Annotated in this window: 29 protein-coding genes and 2 pseudogenes; 9 read left to right on the forward strand and 22 right to left on the reverse strand. The window is 53.6% G+C overall.

All coding sequences use genetic code 11. The features are described 5' to 3' along the window. Nucleotides 1-73 precede the first annotated feature (73 nt). From MTP38_RS08640 to MTP38_RS08665, 6 genes are all read right to left on the reverse strand, one after another. Nucleotides 74-271 carry a DUF6011 domain-containing protein gene (locus MTP38_RS08640; RefSeq protein WP_249233311.1) on the reverse strand — a complete coding sequence of 66 codons (198 nt, stop codon included), beginning with the start codon at nt 269-271 and terminating at the stop codon, nt 74-76. A 15-nt stretch (nt 272-286) separates the two neighbouring features. Continuing rightward, nucleotides 287-514 (reverse strand): hypothetical protein, encoded by a 228-nt coding sequence (locus MTP38_RS08645; RefSeq protein ID WP_249233312.1) that lies wholly within the window; start codon nt 512-514, stop codon nt 287-289. Next, nucleotides 515-1108 carry a transglycosylase SLT domain-containing protein gene (locus MTP38_RS08650; RefSeq protein ID WP_249233313.1) on the reverse strand — a complete coding sequence of 198 codons (594 nt, stop codon included), beginning with the start codon at nt 1106-1108 and terminating at the stop codon, nt 515-517. Between the two features lie 7 nt (nt 1109-1115). Further along, nucleotides 1116-1304 carry a hypothetical protein gene (locus MTP38_RS08655; RefSeq protein ID WP_117505095.1) on the reverse strand — a complete coding sequence of 63 codons (189 nt, stop codon included), beginning with the start codon at nt 1302-1304 and terminating at the stop codon, nt 1116-1118. A 3-nt stretch (nt 1305-1307) separates the two neighbouring features. Continuing rightward, a complete protein-coding gene (locus MTP38_RS08660) occupies nt 1308-1799 on the reverse strand; it encodes an XRE family transcriptional regulator (RefSeq protein ID WP_249233314.1) in 492 nt (163 codons plus the stop codon). A gap of 76 nt (nt 1800-1875) precedes the next feature. Beyond that, the gene (locus MTP38_RS08665; protein WP_129872737.1) at nt 1876-2088 is read right to left on the reverse strand and encodes a helix-turn-helix transcriptional regulator; all 213 of its coding nucleotides are present in this window, start codon (nt 2086-2088) and stop codon (nt 1876-1878) included. A gap of 185 nt (nt 2089-2273) precedes the next feature. Here MTP38_RS08665 and MTP38_RS08670 point away from each other — a divergent pair, with 185 nt between their 5' ends. Both MTP38_RS08670 and MTP38_RS08675 read left to right on the forward strand, forming a co-directional pair. After that, nucleotides 2274-2837 (forward strand): helix-turn-helix domain-containing protein, encoded by a 564-nt coding sequence (locus tag MTP38_RS08670; protein WP_117505100.1) that lies wholly within the window; start codon nt 2274-2276, stop codon nt 2835-2837. 47 nt (nt 2838-2884) lie between these two features. Beyond that, nucleotides 2885-4477: a recombinase family protein gene (locus MTP38_RS08675; protein ID WP_249233315.1), complete on the forward strand. Its 1593-nt coding sequence runs from the start codon at nt 2885-2887 to the stop codon at nt 4475-4477. A gap of 113 nt (nt 4478-4590) precedes the next feature. On the opposite strand, the gene MTP38_RS08680 is transcribed toward MTP38_RS08675, so the two are convergent. Continuing rightward, nucleotides 4591-5250 (reverse strand): vWA domain-containing protein, encoded by a 660-nt coding sequence (locus MTP38_RS08680; protein ID WP_249233316.1) that lies wholly within the window; start codon nt 5248-5250, stop codon nt 4591-4593. A 90-nt stretch (nt 5251-5340) separates the two neighbouring features. Continuing rightward, complete coding sequence (locus tag MTP38_RS08685) at nt 5341-6372, reverse strand: macro domain-containing protein (RefSeq protein ID WP_249233317.1); 1032 nt, start codon at nt 6370-6372, stop codon at nt 5341-5343. A 114-nt stretch (nt 6373-6486) separates the two neighbouring features. Between MTP38_RS08685 and MTP38_RS08690 the strand changes: the two genes are divergently transcribed. Further along, nucleotides 6487-7368 (forward strand): DUF5131 family protein, encoded by an 882-nt coding sequence (locus MTP38_RS08690; protein ID WP_442900517.1) that lies wholly within the window; start codon nt 6487-6489, stop codon nt 7366-7368. A 133-nt stretch (nt 7369-7501) separates the two neighbouring features. On the opposite strand, the gene MTP38_RS08695 is transcribed toward MTP38_RS08690, so the two are convergent. Next, entirely contained in the window at nt 7502-8398 is an 897-nt protein-coding gene (locus tag MTP38_RS08695; protein ID WP_118528153.1) for a selenium metabolism-associated LysR family transcriptional regulator, read from the reverse strand. Nucleotides 8399-8564: 166 nt separating this feature from the next. Between MTP38_RS08695 and yedE the strand changes: the two genes are divergently transcribed. From yedE to MTP38_RS08710, 3 genes are read left to right on the forward strand one after another with little or no spacing between them, the layout of a single operon-like run. Further along, complete coding sequence (gene yedE / locus MTP38_RS08700) at nt 8565-9665, forward strand: YedE family putative selenium transporter (protein ID WP_249233318.1); 1101 nt, start codon at nt 8565-8567, stop codon at nt 9663-9665. A 21-nt stretch (nt 9666-9686) separates the two neighbouring features. Then, nucleotides 9687-9908: a sulfurtransferase TusA family protein gene (locus MTP38_RS08705; protein WP_097778273.1), complete on the forward strand. Its 222-nt coding sequence runs from the start codon at nt 9687-9689 to the stop codon at nt 9906-9908. Between the two features lie 9 nt (nt 9909-9917). Then, nucleotides 9918-10154, forward strand: a complete 237-nt coding sequence (locus MTP38_RS08710; protein WP_097778274.1) for a DUF3343 domain-containing protein — start codon at nt 9918-9920, stop codon at nt 10152-10154. A 72-nt stretch (nt 10155-10226) separates the two neighbouring features. Here the strand turns inward: MTP38_RS08710 and MTP38_RS08715 are convergent, their stop codons facing one another. Further along, entirely contained in the window at nt 10227-10406 is a 180-nt protein-coding gene (locus tag MTP38_RS08715) for a desulfoferrodoxin family protein (RefSeq protein WP_442900518.1), read from the reverse strand. 148 nt (nt 10407-10554) lie between these two features. After that, nucleotides 10555-11022 (reverse strand): Hsp20/alpha crystallin family protein, encoded by a 468-nt coding sequence (locus MTP38_RS08720; protein ID WP_249233319.1) that lies wholly within the window; start codon nt 11020-11022, stop codon nt 10555-10557. A gap of 363 nt (nt 11023-11385) precedes the next feature. Between MTP38_RS08720 and MTP38_RS08725 the strand changes: the two genes are divergently transcribed. Further along, nucleotides 11386-11652 carry a type II toxin-antitoxin system Phd/YefM family antitoxin gene (locus MTP38_RS08725; protein WP_249233320.1) on the forward strand — a complete coding sequence of 89 codons (267 nt, stop codon included), beginning with the start codon at nt 11386-11388 and terminating at the stop codon, nt 11650-11652. Further along, a complete protein-coding gene (locus MTP38_RS08730) occupies nt 11645-11980 on the forward strand; it encodes a type II toxin-antitoxin system RelE/ParE family toxin (protein ID WP_249233321.1) in 336 nt (111 codons plus the stop codon). The genes MTP38_RS08725 and MTP38_RS08730 overlap by 8 nt, the downstream gene beginning before the upstream one ends. A 66-nt stretch (nt 11981-12046) precedes the next feature. On the opposite strand, the pseudogene MTP38_RS08735 reads toward MTP38_RS08730, so the two are convergent. After that, nucleotides 12047-12724, reverse strand: a pseudogene (locus tag MTP38_RS08735) (purine-nucleoside phosphorylase); the annotation flags it as partial. Here MTP38_RS08735 and MTP38_RS08740 point away from each other — a divergent pair. Then, complete coding sequence (locus tag MTP38_RS08740) at nt 12725-13465, forward strand: alpha/beta hydrolase (protein ID WP_249233322.1); 741 nt, start codon at nt 12725-12727, stop codon at nt 13463-13465. Between the two features lie 80 nt (nt 13466-13545). Here the strand turns inward: MTP38_RS08740 and MTP38_RS08745 are convergent, their stop codons facing one another. The 10 genes and pseudogenes from MTP38_RS08745 to MTP38_RS08790 all read right to left on the reverse strand — a co-directional run bounded on the left by MTP38_RS08745 (nt 13546) and on the right by MTP38_RS08790 (nt 19685). Then, nucleotides 13546-13998 carry an aminoacyl-tRNA hydrolase gene (locus MTP38_RS08745; protein ID WP_249233323.1) on the reverse strand — a complete coding sequence of 151 codons (453 nt, stop codon included), beginning with the start codon at nt 13996-13998 and terminating at the stop codon, nt 13546-13548. Nucleotides 13999-14010: 12 nt separating this feature from the next. Then, nucleotides 14011-14598 carry a pentapeptide repeat-containing protein gene (locus MTP38_RS08750; RefSeq protein ID WP_249233324.1) on the reverse strand — a complete coding sequence of 196 codons (588 nt, stop codon included), beginning with the start codon at nt 14596-14598 and terminating at the stop codon, nt 14011-14013. A gap of 12 nt (nt 14599-14610) precedes the next feature. Continuing rightward, complete coding sequence (locus tag MTP38_RS08755; RefSeq protein ID WP_005946296.1) at nt 14611-15060, reverse strand: low molecular weight protein-tyrosine-phosphatase; 450 nt, start codon at nt 15058-15060, stop codon at nt 14611-14613. A 57-nt stretch (nt 15061-15117) separates the two neighbouring features. After that, complete coding sequence (locus MTP38_RS08760) at nt 15118-15894, reverse strand: HAD hydrolase family protein (protein WP_249233325.1); 777 nt, start codon at nt 15892-15894, stop codon at nt 15118-15120. Continuing rightward, on the reverse strand, nt 15879-16340 hold the full coding sequence (locus tag MTP38_RS08765) for a DUF523 domain-containing protein (RefSeq protein WP_249233326.1): 462 nt from the start codon (nt 16338-16340) through the stop codon (nt 15879-15881). Before MTP38_RS08765 ends, MTP38_RS08760 begins: the two co-directional genes overlap by 16 nt. 437 nt (nt 16341-16777) lie before the next feature. Beyond that, entirely contained in the window at nt 16778-17287 is a 510-nt protein-coding gene (locus MTP38_RS08775) for a TnpV protein (RefSeq protein ID WP_442900566.1), read from the reverse strand. A gap of 13 nt (nt 17288-17300) precedes the next feature. Continuing rightward, nucleotides 17301-17564, reverse strand: a pseudogene (locus tag MTP38_RS13725) (hypothetical protein); the annotation flags it as partial. Between the two features lie 101 nt (nt 17565-17665). Next, entirely contained in the window at nt 17666-18574 is a 909-nt protein-coding gene (locus MTP38_RS08780) for a radical SAM mobile pair protein B (protein WP_112115496.1), read from the reverse strand. Then, a complete protein-coding gene (locus MTP38_RS08785) occupies nt 18562-19251 on the reverse strand; it encodes a radical SAM mobile pair protein A (RefSeq protein ID WP_249233329.1) in 690 nt (229 codons plus the stop codon). Before MTP38_RS08785 ends, MTP38_RS08780 begins: the two co-directional genes overlap by 13 nt. Continuing rightward, nucleotides 19248-19685 (reverse strand): radical SAM mobile pair system MarR family transcriptional regulator, encoded by a 438-nt coding sequence (locus tag MTP38_RS08790; protein WP_249233330.1) that lies wholly within the window; start codon nt 19683-19685, stop codon nt 19248-19250. The genes MTP38_RS08785 and MTP38_RS08790 overlap by 4 nt, the downstream gene beginning before the upstream one ends. Nucleotides 19686-19776 lie beyond the last annotated feature (91 nt).

Here is a 19776-nt window from a genome sequence, read left to right on the forward strand (position 1 = left end):
GACTTTTGATGTGGAGCGAGATACAATAGGCTTGTCCGACAAGAGGGTCGCGCTTTCGAGCGCGGCTCTTTTTTTATGCCTGTGTATCCGGCTCCTGCTGCTCTGCCGCTGCTGCGGCCTCCTGCTCGTCCAGCTCCTTGAGCAACTGGGCGATGGTCTTGCCTGTCTCCTTGCGGCAGCAGGTCGAGCCCATACCGACGCGACGGGCAGCCGCGCTGCGCAGCTTGCGCGAGCATCTGCCGCAGAGGCAGAAAAGGTTCTGTTCAGCCATGTGGTTCACCTCCTTTCAGTGGTTCTTGAGCATCTTGAAGAATGCGTTGTTGATGACGTGGAACGCAAGCAGCGTGACGCCGAGCACGATAAGCCACTCGCCACCAAAGGCGAAGTAGCCGCGCGCTGCGTAGCTGGCCGGAATGAGTGCCAGCGCGGCGATGAATCCGCAGATACCGGCCGAGAGGACCTCTGCAATCCAGATGGCCGCAATGAGAATTGCTCTGTGAATCTTCCAGTCCATTTAGTGCTCCTTTCTCTTGAGGGCCTGCGCCGTCTCAATGACTGCGCGGCTGTATTTGCTGCTGTGCTGGCCCTTGCTCCACGCGGCTTTCATGCCGCTGTCGCCCATGTTGTAGGCCATGAGAGCCTTGTCCGGGTCGTCGTACTTTTGGAACGCCCGCCCGAGGATGTATAAGCCAGCCTCGATGTTCTGCTCCGGGTCCATCACATCCGTAATTCCGAGTTCTTCGTAGAGCCAGCGGTGATTGCAGATGTTAATCTGCATAAGGCCGAAGTCTCCGGTGTCGCTGACCGCATCCGGCTGGTAGCTGCTCTCCCGCTCGATGACGGCGATGGCGATTTCAAACGGGACGCCCTGCCGCTCCGCCTGCTCCCGGACGTACCGTTGCAGCTCGTCGCTCATGGGTACGTCGTAGAGGAGCTCCGGCTCCTGTTCTGCCTCTGGCTGCACCTCCATGTAGGCGAGCGTCACATATTCCGTTGCCGGTGCTGCCGCTGTCTGCTGTGCGAGGTTTGCTGCGGCCGTCGTCGCGCAGGAGTAAGCCGCAATAAGTGCGGTGACTGTGCAGAAAAACGCAACGGCCGCAATCTCCATCTTTCTTTTAAGCGCATCCATAATCAGGTGTGGCGGCTGCCGTGAGCGAGCCGACCGTCCTCCGTGCGACGCGGTCGAGGATTTCTTTGACCTCTCCGCTCGTCCGGGTCCGGCAGAAGTCGTCGCAAATCTTGATTCGGGTGTTCCCGATGGTGAAGTCCTCCACGACGTTCCCGCTCTGCTTCGCCTCCAACACTTTTTACACCTCCTGTTTTCCGAATTGCTTTCTGTAAATGAGCTTCAAGGTCTGAGCCTTGTTCGTTATCTCGTCGAGAACTTCAAGGTACTGTTCCATGCGCGGCTTTTCTTTCGCGTCGATGACGCCGTCGGCCGCGATGTCGATGATTCCGTCCTTGACCTCCGGCAACGACTTCATTGCCGAAATGAGCTGCAATGTGACCCGCTCGAGCTCTTCCAGCTCAATCGGTGAAATTGTCCCGATGCCGAGCGGGCAGAGGTGCGAGCAGAAATGGTTTTGCAGCTCCGGCGCGTTGTAGGTGTCCGACAGCATCAGGACCTCCTCCGGGTGCGGGTTGATGGTTCCGAGCTCGATGTTTGCGAGCCGCGTCCGGTCGATGCCGGTCACCTCTGACGCACCCTCTCTGCTGCCTAACCGGTCGTTCCACGATGCCGCTGCGATTCGTGCCCTGTAGAACACGTTATCTGCGGCTTTCGTTGCCATTTTAGGCATTTATTCCGTGCCTCCTTTCGGTTAAAATATTTACAAGGAAACGCAAAATGTTTGCTTTTGGCGTCATTATTTCGTATCAATGACGCGAAACGGGTCGCTTCGGGTTAAAAAAAAGGTCGTCGTAGGGATAGCCGAGGGCCTGCTTGATTTTCAGGCTCAGCTTGAGGGACGGATTCTTGTCTCCGCTCTCAATCTGTGCGTAGTGGCTCCGGCTCACGCCCAGCCTCTCGCTGAAAGTCTGCTGGGTGTAGCCCGCTCCCTCCCGGAGCGTTTGCAGCTTTTTCCGCATTCCGCCTGTCTCCTCCTTTCTGTGTGACCCTTTTGGGGTCTTTCTGTGGTTTATTATAGTCCCTAATTGGGTCAAAGTCAAGTTTTTTTCAAAAATTTCTGCTTTTCGTGACGCAATTAGCGTCATTTGTCCCCGTGAGGGGATTTTTGTGATACAATATAAAAGTCTTAGGGAGGTACGTCTGTATGGATAAGTTTTCTGAACGGTTGGTCGCGCTCCGCAAGGAGAAGGATTTGACGCAGGCCGAGTTTGCCCGCCTCTGCGGCAAGCAGCGCACTACGGTCTCCGGCTACGAGACCGAGGGCAAAGAGCCAGATTTCGCCCTGCTCTGCCAGATGGCGGACTATTTCGGGGTAACCACTGACTATCTGCTGGGCCGCGAGGACGAGCGCGCACACGGTAACGAGGCGTTCCGTCAGGACAATGCAAACTTCAAGCGCAGATATGACGCCCTCCCGAAAGAGCTCCGCGCCGTCGTCTCCTCGACGTTCGATTCGGTCTATGTGCTGCTCTCCCGGTGCATGAACGCGCAGAACGCAGCAGAGATGGCCCTGTATCGCGAGCTGTTCTCTGAGCTGCAAACCGGTCGCGGCGAGATAAAGAGCATCCTCGCGGATTGCGGGGGAGACCTGGCAGATGCTTTCCCGCAGATTATGGAGAAGCAGAACACGCTCAAGGCCAAAACCGCCTCTATCCTTGACAGCCTCTTGCAGGCTGACGTTGCGGCCTTAAAGGATAGCAACAAGTAACCTTTCGGCCTGCGCTCCGGCGCGGGTCTTTTTGTTTGGAGGTCATCATGGAGCAGTATCTCATATACCTGCGCAAGTCTCGTTCCGACCTCGAGGCCGAAGCGCACGGCGAGGGAGAAACACTCTCCCGGCACGAGCACACTCTGCTCGAGCTGGCGAAAAGGCAGCATCTCAACGTGACCGATATTTACCGTGAGGTCGTCTCTGGTGACACCATCGCTGCCCGCCCAATGATGCAACGGGTTCTCTCCGAGGTTGAGCAGGGCGTCTGGTCCGGCGTCCTCGTCATGGAGGTCGAGCGTCTGGCGCGCGGCGACACCATCGACCAAGGCATCATCGCGCAGACATTCAAGTTCTCCGGGACAAAAATAATAACCCCTATAAAAACGTATGACCCAGACAACGAGTTCGACGAGGAGTATTTTGAGTTCGGCTTGTTTATGAGCCGCCGCGAGTACAAAATCATCAACCGCCGGTTGCAGCGCGGTCGCCTCGCCTCCGCCAAAGAGGGAAAATGGCCGTCCGGTCTGGCCCCCTTTGGCTATCGTCGGGTAAAGCTCAAAAACGAAAAGGGCTGCTCACTCGAGCCCATCGAGGAGCAGGCCGCAATAGTCCGTATGATTTTCGACCTGTACACGGTCGGATTGCAGGACGAGGACGGTTCCGCTCGCCCGCTGTCTCTGGGTTCAATCGCCACGAGGCTCAACGATATGCACATCCCGTCTCCGTCCGGTTCACAATGGGCAAGAATCACCATTCGCGGAATCATAAAGAATCCGACGTACATTGGCATGGTGCGCTGGGGCAGTCGTGAGACGAAGAAGAAAGTGGTTGACGGCAAGGTCGTTTCTGTGCGCGGTCCTGCCGACCCAGAGAAAGAGTGCGTGTTCAAAGGCATTCATCCTCCGCTCGTTCCGAAGGAAACATTTGAACTTGCAAACGATAAGCTCACCCGGAGTGAGAATACTTCCACGCACAAGGAAAAGGTCGTCCGGAATCCTCTGGCCGGTCTGCTCGTCTGCTCCGAGTGCGGCAGGCAGATGATGCGGATGATAAACCCCGTCCATCCAGATATGCCGGTCGTGCGCTGTCCTCGTCGCGGCTGCCCGAATTGCTCGAGCTATCTCCCTATCGTCGAGGAGCGTGTCATACAGGGTCTCTCCGAGTGGATGAAAGGGTATGAGCTCGAGTGGAGCTCCGCTGCCGCGTCGTCCTCCGTGTCGTCGGTCGGCGTCCGTGAAAAAGCTCTCGTCAGCGCGGAGGCCGAGCTCCGTAAATTACAGCAGCAGCTCGAACGTACCCACGACTTCCTCGAGCAGGGCATCTACGACACAGATACCTTTCTGTCCCGCTCCCGGATGCTCTCCGACAAAATCGCTGCCGCAAAAGATAGCGTCACTCGCTGCTCCCGCGAGCTGACCGAGGAGAAGCTCCGGGAGACCAGCCGCCGCGACATCATCCCTAAAGTCAAGAATTTGCTCGATGTGTACCCGCTGCTCGAAACGGCCGAGGAGAAAAACGCCCTCCTGAAAGAGGTGCTTGAAAAGGTCGTCTACCAGAAGCTAAACGAGAAGCGCAAAAAAAGCCCTGATGGTTTCATCATAGAGATATACCCGCGCATCCCAAAATCCGAAAAATGAAAAGAGAGGACCGAAACGGCCCTCTCTTTCTTATAGTTATCCTGTTTAGCCATACTCATAGGGACTGCCCACGATGTCACCCAAGATTGCTCCTAACATGGCTGTTTCCTCCCTTACCTATGATGCCGCTTCTGGAAATCAGCTTCGATTTGTTCTTTCCACTCTGCGCCGATGGACGCGCAGCAGGGTGCTTCCCGCATCCGGGAAACCGTCTCGCTGACAACGTGGTAGTTGACCGCCACGCCCTGTGCGTCATTCTCGAACCGCACAGCCCGGTCGGACGAGATGCCGAAGCGGGCAGCTTCCTTCACAGCATCCATGTTGGCACCGAGGAACAGGAACTCCCAGCCGTACTGCTCTTTTTCCTGCTCGATCATCCGGCGGATCTTCTCATAGCTAAACCGTTTGCTGGCGTTTTCCAGCCCGTCCGTGGTAATGACAAAGATGACCTTTTCGGCACGCTCGTCCTCCGGCAGATGGCGCTGGATATTCACCATCTTTTCCATGCCATAACCAATGGCGTCCAGTAGCGCCGTGTAGCCCCGGACGTAGTAGTCCTTTTCGGTCAGCGGCGCAACGGCGTGCAGGGGAAAGCGGTCGTGCAGCAGCTGTACCTCGTGGTCAAACAGGATGGTGGTCACGTTGGCCTCGCCCTCCTGCTCCTTCTGCCGGGTCAGCATAGCATTGAACCCGCCGATGGTGTCCTGCTCCAGCTCGCCCATGGAACCGCTACGGTCCAGAATGAAAACAAGCTCGGTAAGATTTTTCTTCACAACAATGCCCTCCGTTTTGTGGTGTATCGCTTTCGTTGGCAAAAGGATACCACAAACCGGAGGGCAAAAGGTCAACGGGCAGGCGACAAATTACGCTCCCAGCTGTTCCTGATCGTATTCAAACAGCAGCGTATTGACCTGATTGATGTTATAGATTTTGTGTTTCAGGCAATACCGCACGATCCAATCCCGCTTGGAGCCATCGGAGAAGGCATAGCCTGCGCTTTTAAGCAGGTCGATGGTCTCATCCTCCGACAGATGCAGCCCCACCGCAAAGGCAAGCACAGTCTTCTTTTTGGGGTTGTACTCGCGGTTGCACTGAATTTTGGAGAAATGCTGCCGGGAGATGTTGGACTGCTTGTACACGGTGGAGTCTTTCAGCCCCCGCTCGTCAATGAGCCGCAGCAGCCGGGTGGTGAAACTCTCGCCAAGGTTGTCCATCAGGCTTTCCAGACTGCGGGCTGTCCTGGGTGCCGCGGCGGGTGCCGGAACTGCACCTAGCATCGGCACGGCGGCATCTTCTTCCAGAAGCCTCCGCCGCTCTGACAATTCTCTGCGCCGACGGCCAAATCCGTAGCTTTCATCGTTCTGTGCTACATAGTGGTCGTCAATGTACTCCTCCACCGAGGCGAACAGCTTCCGGCTCACGGCCAGCGAGTCCCGGTCGTAAAGCACCAGATACACGGTCAGGTCGTGCTCCATGACGTACTGTGTGATGGTGTCCATCGCAATGCGGAAGGCCTGTTCTTTGGGGTAGCCATAGTTTCCGCTGGACAGCAGCGGGAAAGCCACGCTCTCGCAGTGGTATTCTGCGGCTAATTCCAATGCGGAGTGGTATGCACCGGCTAATTGTTCAGCTTCGCCGAACCCGCCGCCGTGCCACGCCGGGCAGACTGCATGGAAAACGTACTTTGCCGACAGCCCGAATGCCGGAGTACACACGGCTCTGCCCAAATCGCAACGGCCGATGGCTTCGCAGGCGGCGGTCAGCTCCTGCTCCCCTGCCGCCTGATAGATGGCACGGCTGGTGCCGCTGCCCTGCAAAAGGTTCCGGTTCGCCGGGTTGACGATGGCATCCGCCGCCACTTTGGTGATGTCGTTGCGGATCATCAGAAACGGCATGGTGGTTCCTCCCTCACATGGTTTTCTTCATCCTATCACATCCGATGGGGCGGTGCAAGGGGTGCTCTTGTTTCCTGTCCGCGCAGCTATTATAATAATAGGTACCGAAAGAAGGTGAGCTTTCTGCACGACATCTGGAATCCATGGCACGGCTGCGTCAAGTGCAGCGAGGGCTGCCAGAACTGCTACATGTATTTTCTCGACCGGATGCGGGACCAGAACGGAGCCGAGATCTACAAAACGAAAAGCGGCTTTTCCTATCCGCTCCAGAAAGACCGCACCGGACACTACAAAATCCAGAGTGGTGAGCAGATCCGGGTCTGCATGACCTCGGATTTCTTCTTGGAAGAAGCCGACCCGTGGCGGGCTGAGGCGTGGGACATCATGCGCCAGCGCAGCGATGTGGTGTTTTTTCTGCTCACCAAACGGCCGCAGCGGGTACGGGAGTGCCTGCCGCCGGACTGGGGCAGCGGTTGGGACAACATCTTTTTCAACGTCACCTGTGAAAATCAGCGCCGCGCCGATGAGCGCATTCCCATTCTGTTTGACCTGCCCTTCAAGCACAAGGGCATCATGTGCGCGCCCTTCATCGGACCGGTGAGTATCCGGCAGTACCTTTCCGCCGGGCAGATCGAGCAGGTCATCTGCGGCGGCGAAAACTATGATGGTGCCCGCCCCTGCAATTTTGATTGGGTCAAGTCTCTCCGGCAGGAATGCGTGGATGCCAACGTGACCTTCTGCTTTATCGAGACCGGCACCGTGTTCATCAAGGACGGCAGGCGCTACCACCTGCCAAACAAGCAGCTGCAAAGCCGAATGGCCTGTAAATCCGGCATGAACTATCAGGGCAGGCCCATTCATTTTGACCTCGTGGACGACTGGGGTTACCCCATCCCGCAGGAAGAGCTGTATGTGCCACACTTCCGCTCTAACTGCGCCACTTGCGGCAGCAGACTTATCTGCAACGGCTGCAGCAATTGCGGCAAATGCCTGTGACAGAACTGCTCTCCTATAAAAACCGTCCCCTCCGTGCAGGCCTGGATCTCACGTTCCGGGTATCTGCGCGGAAGGGACGTTTCGTTTTATCAGAGTTTTGTCATCCACAGGCCGGGAGCCATCGGTTCCTTTTTCAGGAAATGGCATAGAACTGCTTCATAAACGCAAAAAAGTGCGCCGTCTGTTCCGACATAAACTGTGTGGAAGAATACACGATATAGAGTTTCCTCAAGAAAGCCGACTGTTCCAGAGGAATGATCAACAGCTTTCCAAGCTGTGCATCGTTCTGAACCGTTGCGCGGGAAAGGATGGAGATGCCCATCCCCAGTGTGATGCAGCGGATCAGCGAAGCGGCATCATCCATCACAGCAATCACATTCAGATCGTCCAGCGAAAGCCCCCGGTTTTTCAGATAATAGAGCGTTTCCTGTTTTGTCCCCGAAGTATCCTCCCGCAGGAGAAACGGTTCTTTCAGCAGCATGGAAACCGGATCTTTCAATTCCAGACAGGCCTGAAAATGCGGTGTAGCCGGGGCCGCGATCACAAGTTCATCCGAAGTGACCGGCAGAAAGCGGCAGGGTGTATCCGAAATTTTCGTGCCGACCAGCCCGATATCGCAGGTTCCATCTGTTACTTTCCGAATAACATCCAGACTGTCCGAGCAGCTGGTACGGAAGCGGACATCCGGCATTTCCTGATGGTACGCCGACAGCAGTTCCGGCAGAAGATAGAGGGACGGAACGGAGGAAACACCGATGTGCAGCAGCTTCTGATTTTTATCGGAAAGTTCCAGAATCGCTTTCTGCTGGAGATTCAGGATCTCAGCTGCGTAGTTGTAAAGGGTCTGCCCTGCGGGCGTGACCGACAAACTCTTGGTCGTTCGCTTCAAAAGCTGCGTATGAAGTTCTTTTTCCAGATTGTTGATATGCGAACTGACGGTCGGCTGCGAAAGATAAAGCTTTTGAGCCGCAAGGGAAAAACTCTGGTATTTTACGGTATACACAAAGGCTTCCAGTTGGCGGATATCCATGCTGCGCTCCTTTTTTGTGCTGAAAAGGCTTTTTCTTTTATTATAGTTCCGTTCATTGATTATATCAATAAGTACATACGGATTATCAATAAAATCAATTTCACCTGAAAAATCGTGTGTGTTATACTGAACTGGTAAAGTTCACCCGCTAAAAAAGGAGGCAATCATGAAATTATTCGACAAAACATGGAAGCTGGCCTTGTCCGGTGTGGTCATCGGACTTCTGGTCATGCTTCTGGCCATGTCTGGCAACCCGGCCAACATGGCAATCTGCGTGGCCTGTTTCATCCGCGACGCGGCAGGCGCGCTCAAACTGCACACCGCTGCACCCGTTCAGTATTTCCGCCCTGAGATCGTCGGCTTTGTCTGCGGCTCGTTCCTGATTTCCATGGCAACCAAAGAGTATCGCTCTACCGCCGGTTCTGCGCCGATGGTGCGTTTTCTGCTGGGTGCCGTTATGATGATCGGTGCACTGGTCTTTCTGGGCTGCCCGCTGCGCATGGTGCTACGGATGTCTGCCGGTGACCTGAATGCGTATGTGGCGCTCATCGGCTTTGCTGGCGGTGTCGCCACTGGCTCCTGCTTTTTGAAAAAAGGCTTTTCTCTGGGAAGAGCCTATGAAACCAAGTCGCTCAGCGGTGCGGTGCTGCCGGTTCTGCTGGCTGCTCTGCTGGTGATTGGTGTGGCAACGGGCGCTTATGCGGCAAGCACGGAAGGCCCCGGCAGCAAGCACGCTCCGCTGCTGCTGGCACTGGTGGTCGCATTGGTCATCGGTGCCCTCGCACAGAAAAGCCGTATGTGCTTTGCCGGAAGCATCCGCGATGTGATCCTGATGAAGAATTTCGACCTGCTCAGCATTATTGCCGCGCTGTTTGCGGTCATGACCATTTATAATATTGCCACCGGCAATTTCCATCTGAGCTTCTCCGGCCAGCCCATTGCACATTCGCAACATCTGTGGAACATCCTTGGCATGTACGTTGTCGGTTTTGCAGCGGTATTGGCCGGTGGCTGCCCGCTGCGTCAGCTGATCCTTGCAGGGCAGGGTTCCTCCGACAGCGCGGTAACGTTCCTCGGTATGCTTCTGGGTGCCGCTTTTGCACACAATTTTAATCTGATCGGCAGCGCCGCCAAAGCTGCCACAGCGACCGATGCCGCTGTTCCCGGCGGCCCGGCCATGCCTGGCAAGATTGCAGTCATCGTTTGCATTGTACTGTTGTTTGTGATTGCAGCAACCAACCTGCGCCGTAAAAAAGCGGCAAAGTGATCTGAAAAAGGAGAAAGCACAATGGCTAAATTTGTTGAAGTGGACGTTCGCGGCCTTTCCTGCCCTGAACCGGTGTTGCTGACGATGGATGCGATGGAAGAGCATCCGGGCGAGATGATCCGCGTTCTCGGTGATGAAGCGCACACCCGCAAAAACATTGAAAAAATGCTGGAATATGAACACAAGGACGGTCAGACGACCACGCGGGCGGATGGCTGTTTTGAGATCACCTTTCAGGCATAACGGCAGCGTATGAGAGCAAAAAAGCCCTATCAGGTTTTGACATTCTACACTACTTCTGCGGTCATGGAACTGGAAGCCTTTTGCAAACAGAACGGGATTCCCGGCAGGCTGATCCCTGTTCCGCGGGAACTTTCTGCTGGCTGCGGGATCGCATGGCGGATGGAACCGGATGCGTACCGGCAGCATTCCGGCCTGCTTGCAGAGTGCCCTGTTGAAATCGAACAGACCAAAGAAGTTCTGCTATAACAAAATCGTCCCCTCCGTGCAGACCCGGATCTCGCTTTCTGGGTATCTGCGCGGAGGGGACTTATTGTTTTATCAGAGTTTTGTCGTCCACAGGCCATGCAGATTGCAGTAGGCATAGACCGCCACCGGTGTCTCGTCGCCCAGCTCAAAAGCCGCTCTGGGTGCCTCGCGCGGATGGAGATAACGGATGTGGCCGCCCTGCGCCGTTTCCACATAGAGCCACTGGATAACACCGATTATCCTATTTTTCATCTCTGTTACCCCCTGCAACTTCCGATTTATTGTCACAAGTATAGCATACTGCCACCCGTAAGAAAAGGCACAGACGCAAAAGCCCCTGCGGGCAATTGCTCGCAGGGGCTTGGGTTATGCGCCGGTGTTCCTCACACTGGCATAACGGTTATTCAATTTCGATGAGATTGGGGTTTGCAGGCAGAGCCTTCTGCTGCTGGGGTGCAGGCAACTGGATGTGCAGGATGCCATCCTCGAACTTTGCGTGGATGTCCTCCTTCTTCACGCCCTCGCCCACATAGAAGCTGCGGGCGCAGGTGCCGGAGAAGGTCTCGCGGCGGATGTAATGACCCTTCTCATCCTTCTCATCATTGCTGTGATTACGGACGGCCTGAATGGTCAGGTAACCGTCGTTCAGTTCCATCTGAACGTCTTCCTTCTTGCAGCCCGGCAGGTCCACGGCCACATCGTAGCCGTTCTCGGTCTGCTTCACATCGGTCTTCATCATGTTTGCACCGCGCTTACCGAAGGTCTCGCGCTCTTCACGGTTCATCGCACGCTCCAGCGCACCATCGTTCCAGAACGGATCAAAGAGATCATCAAACAGATTCTCATGGAAAACAGCAGGCATAAACATAAATCATTCCTCCAATCCCGGCGTTCGGGTCGGGTAAAAAATCTTTATGTTGTTCATTCGGAAAGGCTTTCCGGGGAGCCGCTCGATCACCTTGCGGCTCTCTCTTTTGCCCTTCCTCCTGAGCACGCCACTGTTATAGCACCGTTTGTTAGCAGTGTCAAGTGTAGAGCGCTAAAATTCACGGAAAGATAATTTTTCGATAAATTTTCATGCAATCTTTCGGATTTTCCGTCCTGTATTCATTCTTTTTCTGGTCTTACACAGACCACAGCGTTTTTTCGTTTCTGAACCATCCTGTTTCGGCTTGAACTTCTATGATTATTCTGATAGAATTATCATAGAATCATTCAAGGAGGGATGAATATGATCATTAAATCCTCGACCACTCTTCGCAATGATTACGGAGCCATCTCCGATCTGGCGCATCACGAAGCAGAACCGATCTATATCACCAAAAACGGCGAAGGTGATTTGGTCGTTATGAGCATTGAGGCATTTGAGCAGCGGGAAGAAGCCATCCGGCTTCGCGCAAAGCTGGAAGCCGCCGAGGATGCTCGTCTTTCCGGAGCACCGTCCTACACTCTGGACGAATCCAGAAAGCGGCTGGAGGCGCTCTATCAACGTGGCTAAACTGATCATTCTGGAGCCTGCACAGCGTGAACTGGAAGAAATTGCAATTCTTCACATGAATCTTGTAGGCCCCAATTCAGCCCGCAAAATCACCAACCTGATCTTAGATACCCTTTCCCGTTTGGAATCATTCCCCTTGTCTGGCTCCCTGCCAGAAGACAGAGAACTTCTCAAAAACGGTTATCGCTATGTGATTGCAGGAAAGTATATCTGTATTTACCGGCAAATTGCAGATACCGTCTATGTCTATCACATTGCCCATGGTGCAAGCAACTATCCGCTCTTATTCAAGCGACTTCTGCATGAAGAATCTTCTGCCGACAAATAATTTTTCCCATCCACATAACGTGTGGATGGGATTTTTTGTTTATGAGTCTCTCGGAAAAAGGCGTTCTCACCCTTCCATCTTCTGGATCACCGCGCCCAGCCAGCGGCACAGGGTCTCCCCGGCCCGATTGGCGATCTCCAGCACGCGGGCGTGGCTGTGCTTCACAGTCTGGATGCCGGTAGCCATATTCGTGATACAGCTGACGGCCAGCACCTTCATCCCCAGATAATTGCAGACCATGGTTTCCGGCACGGTGCTCATGCTCACAGCATCGGCACCCACGCCCGCAAAGGCACGGATCTCGGCGGCCGTTTCGTAGCATGGCCCCATGAAGCCCAGATAAACGCCCTCTTGATAGAAAATGCCCAGCTCGTCGGCGGTCTGTTTGGCGAGATTCCGCAGTTCCAGACTGTACGGCTCGGTCATGTCCGGGAAACGCGGGCCGAAGCGCTCGTCGTTGGGGCCGATGAGCGGGTTCGTACCCATCATGTTGATGAAGTCGGTGAGGAGCATCAGGGTGCCCGGCGCAAACTCCCGGTTGATGCCGCCGCAGGCGTTGGTCAACACCACCTTTTCCACGCCCAACAGCTTGAACACATTGAACGGGTAGCAGACTTCCTTCATGGAGTAGCCCTCATAGAAATGGAAGCGGCTTTCCATGGCGTAGACTTCCGTGTCCCCCAGCTTGCCAGCCAACAATGCACCTTTGTGTCCTGCCACCGTGGATACCGGGAAGTTGGGGATATGAACCAGAAGAAAAAATCGTTTCCCCGCAGAGTTTTTCTCTGCCTGCTGGCCATTTTGCTGGCCGTCTGCATCGCATTCGGCATTTACGTCAGCGACTACTACCACACAGACCCCGCCGCCGAGGATGCACTGGTGTCGGACCGCTTCGTGAGCGTCACCGAGCAGAACGGCAACTGGGTCTTTGCGCCGGAATCTCCCACCGCCGGGCTGATCTTCTATCCGGGCGGCAAGGTGGAAAACACCGCCTATGCTCCCCTCCTGCACGACCTTGCCGAGGACGGCATTCTGTGCGTGCTGGTAAAGATGCCCTGCAATCTGGCCGTACTGGACATGAACGCGGCGGACAGCATCCCGGAACGCTTTTCCGAAGTCACAGACTGGTACATCGGTGGGCACTCGCTGGGCGGAGCCATGGCGGCAAGCTATGCGGCCAAGCACACCGATGAACTGGACGGTCTGGTGCTTCTGGCCGCTTACTCCACCGCCGACCTGACCGACAGCGGCCTGCGAGTTTATTCCACTTACGGCAGCGAGGATGGCGTGCTGAACCGTGAGAAGTACGAGGCAGACCGCGCAAATCTCCCACAGGACACCACCGAAACTGTCATTGACGGCGGCTGTCATGCCGGGTTCGGCAGTTACAGTGCACAGAAGGGCGATGGCACACCCACCATCTCTGCCGAGGAACAACAGCGGCAGACGGCGGACGCGCTGGCGGCGTGGATGAATCTTCAATAAAAAGCAAAATATCCCGACCATTTTCCTGTATGTCACAGGAGAATGGCCGGGACTATTTTTATTATTCCGCGAACCAGCACTCAATACAAATGGAACTTATGGCTGATCTGGTGTGCAATTTCATCCGGCAGCGGGCGGAAACCGATGCAGGTCAGGGTCATGCCTTCTCCGTTTTCATCAAATTCTTCCGGCTCCAGCTCGGTGTGGCAGGCATCCCGGATAAGGAAGAAGTCTTTGTTTTCCACAAGGCCCAATTTCTCGGCAATTGTCTTTGCTTTCAGCAGTTGATTGCGGTTCTTTGCTCCGCAGATAGTTTTGGTAAAAGAGCCATCGAACCATTCTTCATAGGTTGCTTTCTCCAACATGATTTCTGCCCGATAGCCGGTAATTTCTCCGTTTTTCTCAATGGGTTCCACGCCCTGTCCCATGCCGATGGGGTCGGTGAGGAATGCCAGCGAAGCATGGCAGCACTGCGCCGCCAGCTTACCGGGAGACATCTGCAGATCTTTTCGTGCAATGATGAGTTGACGCATTTTTTCTCCTTCTTACGACAGCTTGATCTTCAAATCTGCCAACAGATTCACCGCTTCCGGCAGGGAAAATTTCGCATCCTTCAGGCGGCTGCCCAGAATGTCCACCTTATAACCGGCGGCATCCCGGAAATCCGCCTTGCGCAGGTCACACTGGTAGAATTCCGTTTCGTGAAGTTCCACGCCCTTGAAATTCGCCAACTGCATCTCGCATTTGGCAAACATAGAGCCGACGATCTCGTTTCCGTCTGAAAAGTTGAAGCGGTTGAAGTTCATTTCGGTGAAGGTGTTATATTTCAGACTGCACTCTTTCAGCGTATGGATGGGGTCCGGGAAGGCACCGTTGGACATCAGCGGTGCCCACTCAATTTCATTCAGGCAGCAGTCCTCAAAATCCAGCGACTGCACCGAAGAATGAGTGCTGCGCAGACCTGTGATCTCACACCGCACGAATTTGCACTCATTCAGCGTGGTATGATCCAGTTCGCATTTGGTAAAGGAGCAATCCACAAACACGCAGTCGGTAAAGTCGCAATCCTCAAAAGTCTCCTCGGTGAACGACAGGTCAGCAAACCGTTCACCTTCACAATAACGCTCTGTCATAAAATTCTCCTGTCAGCGCAGTTCTTCCAGCAGAGCCGTGCAGCCTTCCAGCACATCCTGCCAGGTAGCCTCAAAATCCCCGGTATACCATGGGTCGGCCACATCGCCGGGGCGACGGGTATGATCCATCAGCAGAGACACTTTATGCTCCGGGTCGCCGCCCACAAAGCGCGCCATATTGCGCAGGTTGTTGTGATCCATGGCGATCAGATAATCGTAGGTTTCGTAATCCCGCCGGGTCATCTGCCGGGCGGTTTTACCCTCGCAGGAGATGCCGTGCTCGGCCAGCTTCCGCCGGGCGGGCGGATAGACCGGGTTGCCGATCTCCTCGGTACTAGTGGCCGCGGATGCGATTTCAAATTTATCAGAAAGCCCGGCTTTGGCCACAAGGTCTTTCATTACAAATTCGGCCATTGGGCTGCGGCAAATGTTCCCATGGCAGATGAAAAGCACTTTCGTCATGTCAAAATATTCCCTTATATCGTATCATTTTGAATTTTGCACACATGCGTGCAAAATTCAGTTCTGCTTCAAGAACTCCCGCAGCACATCCTCTGGGCAGGGTGTATGGTTCGGGTACTTTTCCCGCAGCGGTGCGGCGGCACCATCCATAATGTAGGGCACGCCCACAATGTCCAGCATCGACACATCGTTGTAGTTGTCGCCAAAAGCCATCACATCGGCAAGGTCGATGTCCAGAGTTTTGCAGATGCTGCTCACACCGATGCCCTTGTTGGCAAAGGTGGTGTCGATCCAGTACGGCCCTGCCACAGCGCAGTTCGCCTCTTTCCATCGTGGGACAAACCGTTCCGTGTAAGATTCTACGCCTTCGTGCAGATACGCCGATACTTTTGTGAGCTCCTCCGGCACCTCGGAAGGGTCATGGATGATTTGATAATTGTTCCCGATGAACTGAATACGCTTGAGCATTCCCAGACCCCGCTCCATCAGGTATGCAGTATTCTGACCGGAAAGCATTACCTCGCCCTGCCCGTCGCTGCGGGTCCACAGGTCGTTGGCAATTTCTTCGGCCAGTGCACGGGGCATCGGGTTCTTGGCGATGCACTGTTCGTCTTTATAGATCACGCCGCCGTTCTCACAAAGAAACACACAGCAGTCTGCCACCGGTGCAAAGAGCTTGCGCAGGCTGGTATACTGCCGGCCGGATGCCGGGCAGAACAAAATACCGCGCCGATGCAGCTCCCGTATCTGTTCAAAGATCTCGCCTTCCAGCTCTTTCCTGCCGTATCGCAGCAGCGTACCGTCAATATCGCTGCAAATCAGTCTGATTGACATTTTCCTTCCTCATTTTTCAAGATAATTTTAGGCAATTCCCCGGCATCCAGAACACGGACGCCTTCGTCCATCAGCATCTTGGCAAAAACGCCCTGTCCGGGAATCTTTGTCCCGGAAAATGTTCCATCGTAAATTTCCTTCACGCCGCAGCTGGGGCTGCGGGATTGCAGGATGGCAAGCTCCACCCCATTTTCTTTTGCAATGGCAAGGGCTTTCGCTGCACCTGCCCGGAACTCCCGGTCCACATTGATGCCCTCTTTGTTCGTGACAACGCCCTGCACGATTTCCGCCGGGCACCGCGGTGTGGGCAGGCCGCCCAAAACCTCCGGGCAGACCGGAACCACCTGATGCCCCCGCGCAAAATCACAGACCGCCTGATTGTAATTGTTTCCGCCGCTGTATTTGCAGTTTTCGCCCAGCAGGCAGGCGCTGACCAGAATCTTCATTGTTGCGCGCTCCGTTTTTCAGATACTGAATCTTTTACCTATTCTACCACGCTTTTGGGCATTGAAAAAGAGGATTCTGCTTTTCCTATCCCCATACCGGGAGGTCCGCCGTAATCTTTTCTAATGTTCAAATGTCAGTCCCTTGCTGTCGTGGTCGAGCCAACCACTGCTTCCGTCCAGATAGGTGTGCGAACATCCACCGGGACCGTGCGGTGCATATTCTTTGGCAAGCGCTTTTGCCCGGAGTTTTCGGTCAGGCTGTGTCTGATAAATCTCCCAAATCCGAAGCTTGCTGTTTTCAGAGTTAGAACCTCTCCGCAGTGCTTTTTCAATATCAGCCTGTGACAAAACAAAAGCGGAGGACGATTTCTCGCTCTCCGCTTGGTCGATGGATTCGATTTGCTGTGCTTCCGTGGGGATGGCCGCCTCCAGAAAACTCAGCTGTAAATCAGCTCGGTCAGGATCATTTCCTCCGCCTGCGCTTTCAGGCTGTTCATGTGCTGCACCCACGCCATCTGGTTTTTCTCCTTGTCCGGAGCCGGGTTCCTCTCCAACAGTTCTTTCATCAGTTGCTGCATCCTGTTTTCTGCCGTCTGTTCCACCTCCCACAGGTGCGGGTACAGGGTCCCGTTCAGCAGCATCGTGCTGTACACCACCGGGCGCTGCTCCATCAGATAGTTCCGGCGCATTCTTCCGTACCGGTTCAGCTGCTTCCGGGGCTGATTCAAGGTCAGGTTCGGCAGAAAATAATCCCCGGTCTTCGTGTAGTTCAGATTGCTGCTCATATTCTTCTTGGCTCCTTTCAATGTTTCTGCGGCGAATCGTCGTTTTAACGGTGCGCTCAATCTGACGTAAGACTTCCCGGCTGCAGTCACTGACGGCGGTTCCCAGCGCATAGACAGCTGTCGGCGTTGTAAAATCGTAGACTGCCTGAAAATCTTTCTCATCAAACCAGCCTGCGGGGTCTAGTCCGCATCGCTCCAGCAGCGCAATGCCCTTGGAACCACGCCGGACGTAACGGTTCATTTTATTGTTCCATACATCATACTCGGCACAGGCCGTGGCATCCGGTCTTTGGGCATAGATCATCAGCTGATCCGGGTAACTGTATTTGTACAGCCGTGCCGCTGTGATCAGAAATTCTGCCCAGTGCTCCCACTGTCGCGAAAAGCTGTCTGCCGTTTTGCAGGCAAGTGCAAGATATTCTTCGGTTTTGTTTGGCATTTGAAGCCTCCTTTCGGTTTCAGGGTACAAAAAGAGCGGGCAGCCGTTTCATCGCTGCCCGCAGAGGTATGGAATGATTTACTTATTTGATAAACTGGAAGTTAGCGATTTCTTTTTCCGGTATTCTCTGTCCCACGGATTTCCTCATGATAGAAATAATCCACGATTACCGGATGTCCCTGCGGGACTCTTCCATAAGGCATTTCATTATCCACAAAGGGACAATCATACTTCTTAGCCATTTCCGCAGCTTTTACTTCAAGTGCTTCAAAGTAACTGCGGTTATGCTTGTTATAGATCTCGTCGTAAAGTGGTACAAGATCAGGATGTTTTTCGGCGATATAATCCATAATTGTCTTTTTGAAACCGCCTCGAAGATTAAGGTTTTCGAGCCAGAACAGATCGCACTGATCCTTTACCCGCTCAAAGATGGCTTCAAAGTCCGTGATACCGGGAAATACCGGGGATACGAAACAGACTGTACGGATACCTGCTTCATATACCTGCTTCATAGCAGCGATACGCCGCTCAATGCTCGAAGCAGAGTCCATATCGTTCTTGAAATTTTCATCCAGTGTGTTGATCGACCATGAAACGGTTACACGTCCAAGCTTCTTCAGCAGATCAATATCCCGTACCACAAGATCCGACTTTGTGCAGATCAGAATATCTGCGTCACTGCCGATCAGCTGCTCCAGAAGTTTTCTGGTATTCCCGAATTGCTCCTCCTGCGGATTGTAGCCATCTGTCACAGAACCGATGACCACCCGCTGTCCGGCATATTTCTTCGGATTTTTAATTTCTGGCCAATGCTTCACATCAAGGAATGTGCCCCATTCTTCCGTGTGCCCGGTAAATCGCTTCATAAAAGAAGCATAGCAATACTTGCAGGCATGTGTACAGCCCACATAGGGATTGACCGAGTAACCGCCTACCGGCAGACTAGACTTCGTCATAATGTTCTTTGTTTCCACCTCACGAATGAGGATTCCATTTATTACTTCTTCCATGATTTCTGTACCTCTAACACTTTATTAAATCCTTCCGGCATTTCCTGAATCATATTTTCATCCCCTATGATAGGGACAAGGTCTTCCTTCATAAACACCGGAATGCCGAGCTTATGTGCCTGATCCGCCAGAGACCATGCCCATTCCGGCTCCGTATGAATCTTCTTGCTCTGAGCTCCGGTCATGGTGCCCACAACGATCCAATTGATTCCGGAAAGGTCAACTGTGCCGGGATCGTCGAATAACGGCTCAAAGGTAACATGGTAATGTTTTGCTCTGACGTTTTTCCGAAGGGCGTCGATACGCCACAGTTCTGCTTTCCTCGTCACCGTAACGCCAAACCATGCGTTTTCCAGATCGGTATCAAAATCCAGCAGATCAGGTCGCTTGGTCAGAAACAGAAACTGATGCTGTGGATTTTCACGGATCTTTGCAAATACCTCGTCTCTCCATTCCGGCTTCCATCCGGAGAGATCGCTCATGCCGGTAAGAAGAAAGTTCTGCGGACGTTTCTTTTCCATCATCTTGAGCTTACCCGGAAAGAATTCAGGGTCAGCGAAGTCATCCATCATATGCCAGCGTTTCACGTTGTTGCGGGCATAGCAATATGTACACCCCACTGTGCAGCCAATGACGATATTCATGTTCTGAATCTGCTCTTTGATACAAATACTCATGACTTCTGCCACTCCTCAAGATTCTTTCTGATGCGGTCGAGGCATTCCTCAAACTGGGCAATTTCTTCCTCTGAAAAACCTTTGTAGTAAATACTGCCCATCTCATCAGATACAGAATCGTACTCGCCCTTTAAGGAATGTGCTTTCTCAGTCAGAAACAGGAGCGTTTTCCTTTTGTCCGTTTCAGACGGAACACGGCTTATCAGCCCTTGATTTTCCATTCTTTCCAGCATCGTAGTAAGAGATGTTATCGCTAATCCGCATTTGACCGAGAGTGACCTGATTGAGATACCATCCTTCTGCCACAGCACATAAAGAATACGCCCTTGGGCTCCATTAAACGCATCAATATTTTTTTCGCTGAGAATCTTCTCGAAAATCCGGTCTCCAAGCTGTTTTATTTTGGTGACAAGAAATCCTCCATTCATTTCCATACAAAAGCTCCTATATAGTAGTTTATTAAAAACATACTATATAGGAGCTTTATTGTCAAGAGTTTATATGTCATAATAGGGAAATTCCGTT

It is taken from the genome of Faecalibacterium sp. I3-3-89 (assembly GCF_023347275.1).
Taxonomy (GTDB): Bacteria; Bacillota; Clostridia; order Oscillospirales; family Ruminococcaceae; genus Faecalibacterium; species Faecalibacterium butyricigenerans.

Coding starts and splice junctions, on each gene's coding strand:
- MTP38_RS08775 (WP_442900566.1), bottom strand. CDS start 17,287: ATGAGAAAGATTTTCAGGCAGTCTACGATTTTACAACGCCGACAGCTG.
- MTP38_RS08740 (WP_249233322.1), top strand. CDS start 12,725: ATGAACCAGAAGAAAAAATCGTTTCCCCGCAGAGTTTTTCTCTGCCTG.
- MTP38_RS08660 (WP_249233314.1), bottom strand. CDS start 1,799: ATGCCTAAAATGGCAACGAAAGCCGCAGATAACGTGTTCTACAGGGCA.
- MTP38_RS08765 (WP_249233326.1), bottom strand. CDS start 16,340: ATGAAGATTCTGGTCAGCGCCTGCCTGCTGGGCGAAAACTGCAAATAC.
- MTP38_RS08685 (WP_249233317.1), bottom strand. CDS start 6,372: ATGCCGTTTCTGATGATCCGCAACGACATCACCAAAGTGGCGGCGGAT.
- MTP38_RS08710 (WP_097778274.1), top strand. CDS start 9,918: ATGAGAGCAAAAAAGCCCTATCAGGTTTTGACATTCTACACTACTTCT.
- MTP38_RS08705 (WP_097778273.1), top strand. CDS start 9,687: ATGGCTAAATTTGTTGAAGTGGACGTTCGCGGCCTTTCCTGCCCTGAA.
- MTP38_RS08675 (WP_249233315.1), top strand. CDS start 2,885: ATGGAGCAGTATCTCATATACCTGCGCAAGTCTCGTTCCGACCTCGAG.
- MTP38_RS08725 (WP_249233320.1), top strand. CDS start 11,386: ATGATCATTAAATCCTCGACCACTCTTCGCAATGATTACGGAGCCATC.
- MTP38_RS08745 (WP_249233323.1), bottom strand. CDS start 13,998: ATGCGTCAACTCATCATTGCACGAAAAGATCTGCAGATGTCTCCCGGT.
- MTP38_RS08760 (WP_249233325.1), bottom strand. CDS start 15,894: ATGTCAATCAGACTGATTTGCAGCGATATTGACGGTACGCTGCTGCGA.
- MTP38_RS08720 (WP_249233319.1), bottom strand. CDS start 11,022: ATGTTTATGCCTGCTGTTTTCCATGAGAATCTGTTTGATGATCTCTTT.
- MTP38_RS08695 (WP_118528153.1), bottom strand. CDS start 8,398: ATGGATATCCGCCAACTGGAAGCCTTTGTGTATACCGTAAAATACCAG.
- MTP38_RS08780 (WP_112115496.1), bottom strand. CDS start 18,574: ATGGAAGAAGTAATAAATGGAATCCTCATTCGTGAGGTGGAAACAAAG.
- MTP38_RS08715 (WP_442900518.1), bottom strand. CDS start 10,406: ATGAAAAATAGGATAATCGGTGTTATCCAGTGGCTCTATGTGGAAACG.
- MTP38_RS08785 (WP_249233329.1), bottom strand. CDS start 19,251: ATGAGTATTTGTATCAAAGAGCAGATTCAGAACATGAATATCGTCATT.
- MTP38_RS08665 (WP_129872737.1), bottom strand. CDS start 2,088: ATGCGGAAAAAGCTGCAAACGCTCCGGGAGGGAGCGGGCTACACCCAG.
- MTP38_RS08670 (WP_117505100.1), top strand. CDS start 2,274: ATGGATAAGTTTTCTGAACGGTTGGTCGCGCTCCGCAAGGAGAAGGAT.
- MTP38_RS08755 (WP_005946296.1), bottom strand. CDS start 15,060: ATGACGAAAGTGCTTTTCATCTGCCATGGGAACATTTGCCGCAGCCCA.
- MTP38_RS08645 (WP_249233312.1), bottom strand. CDS start 514: ATGGACTGGAAGATTCACAGAGCAATTCTCATTGCGGCCATCTGGATT.
- MTP38_RS08790 (WP_249233330.1), bottom strand. CDS start 19,685: ATGGAAATGAATGGAGGATTTCTTGTCACCAAAATAAAACAGCTTGGA.
- MTP38_RS08650 (WP_249233313.1), bottom strand. CDS start 1,108: ATGGAGATTGCGGCCGTTGCGTTTTTCTGCACAGTCACCGCACTTATT.
- yedE (WP_249233318.1), top strand. CDS start 8,565: ATGAAATTATTCGACAAAACATGGAAGCTGGCCTTGTCCGGTGTGGTC.
- MTP38_RS08750 (WP_249233324.1), bottom strand. CDS start 14,598: ATGACAGAGCGTTATTGTGAAGGTGAACGGTTTGCTGACCTGTCGTTC.
- MTP38_RS08640 (WP_249233311.1), bottom strand. CDS start 271: ATGGCTGAACAGAACCTTTTCTGCCTCTGCGGCAGATGCTCGCGCAAG.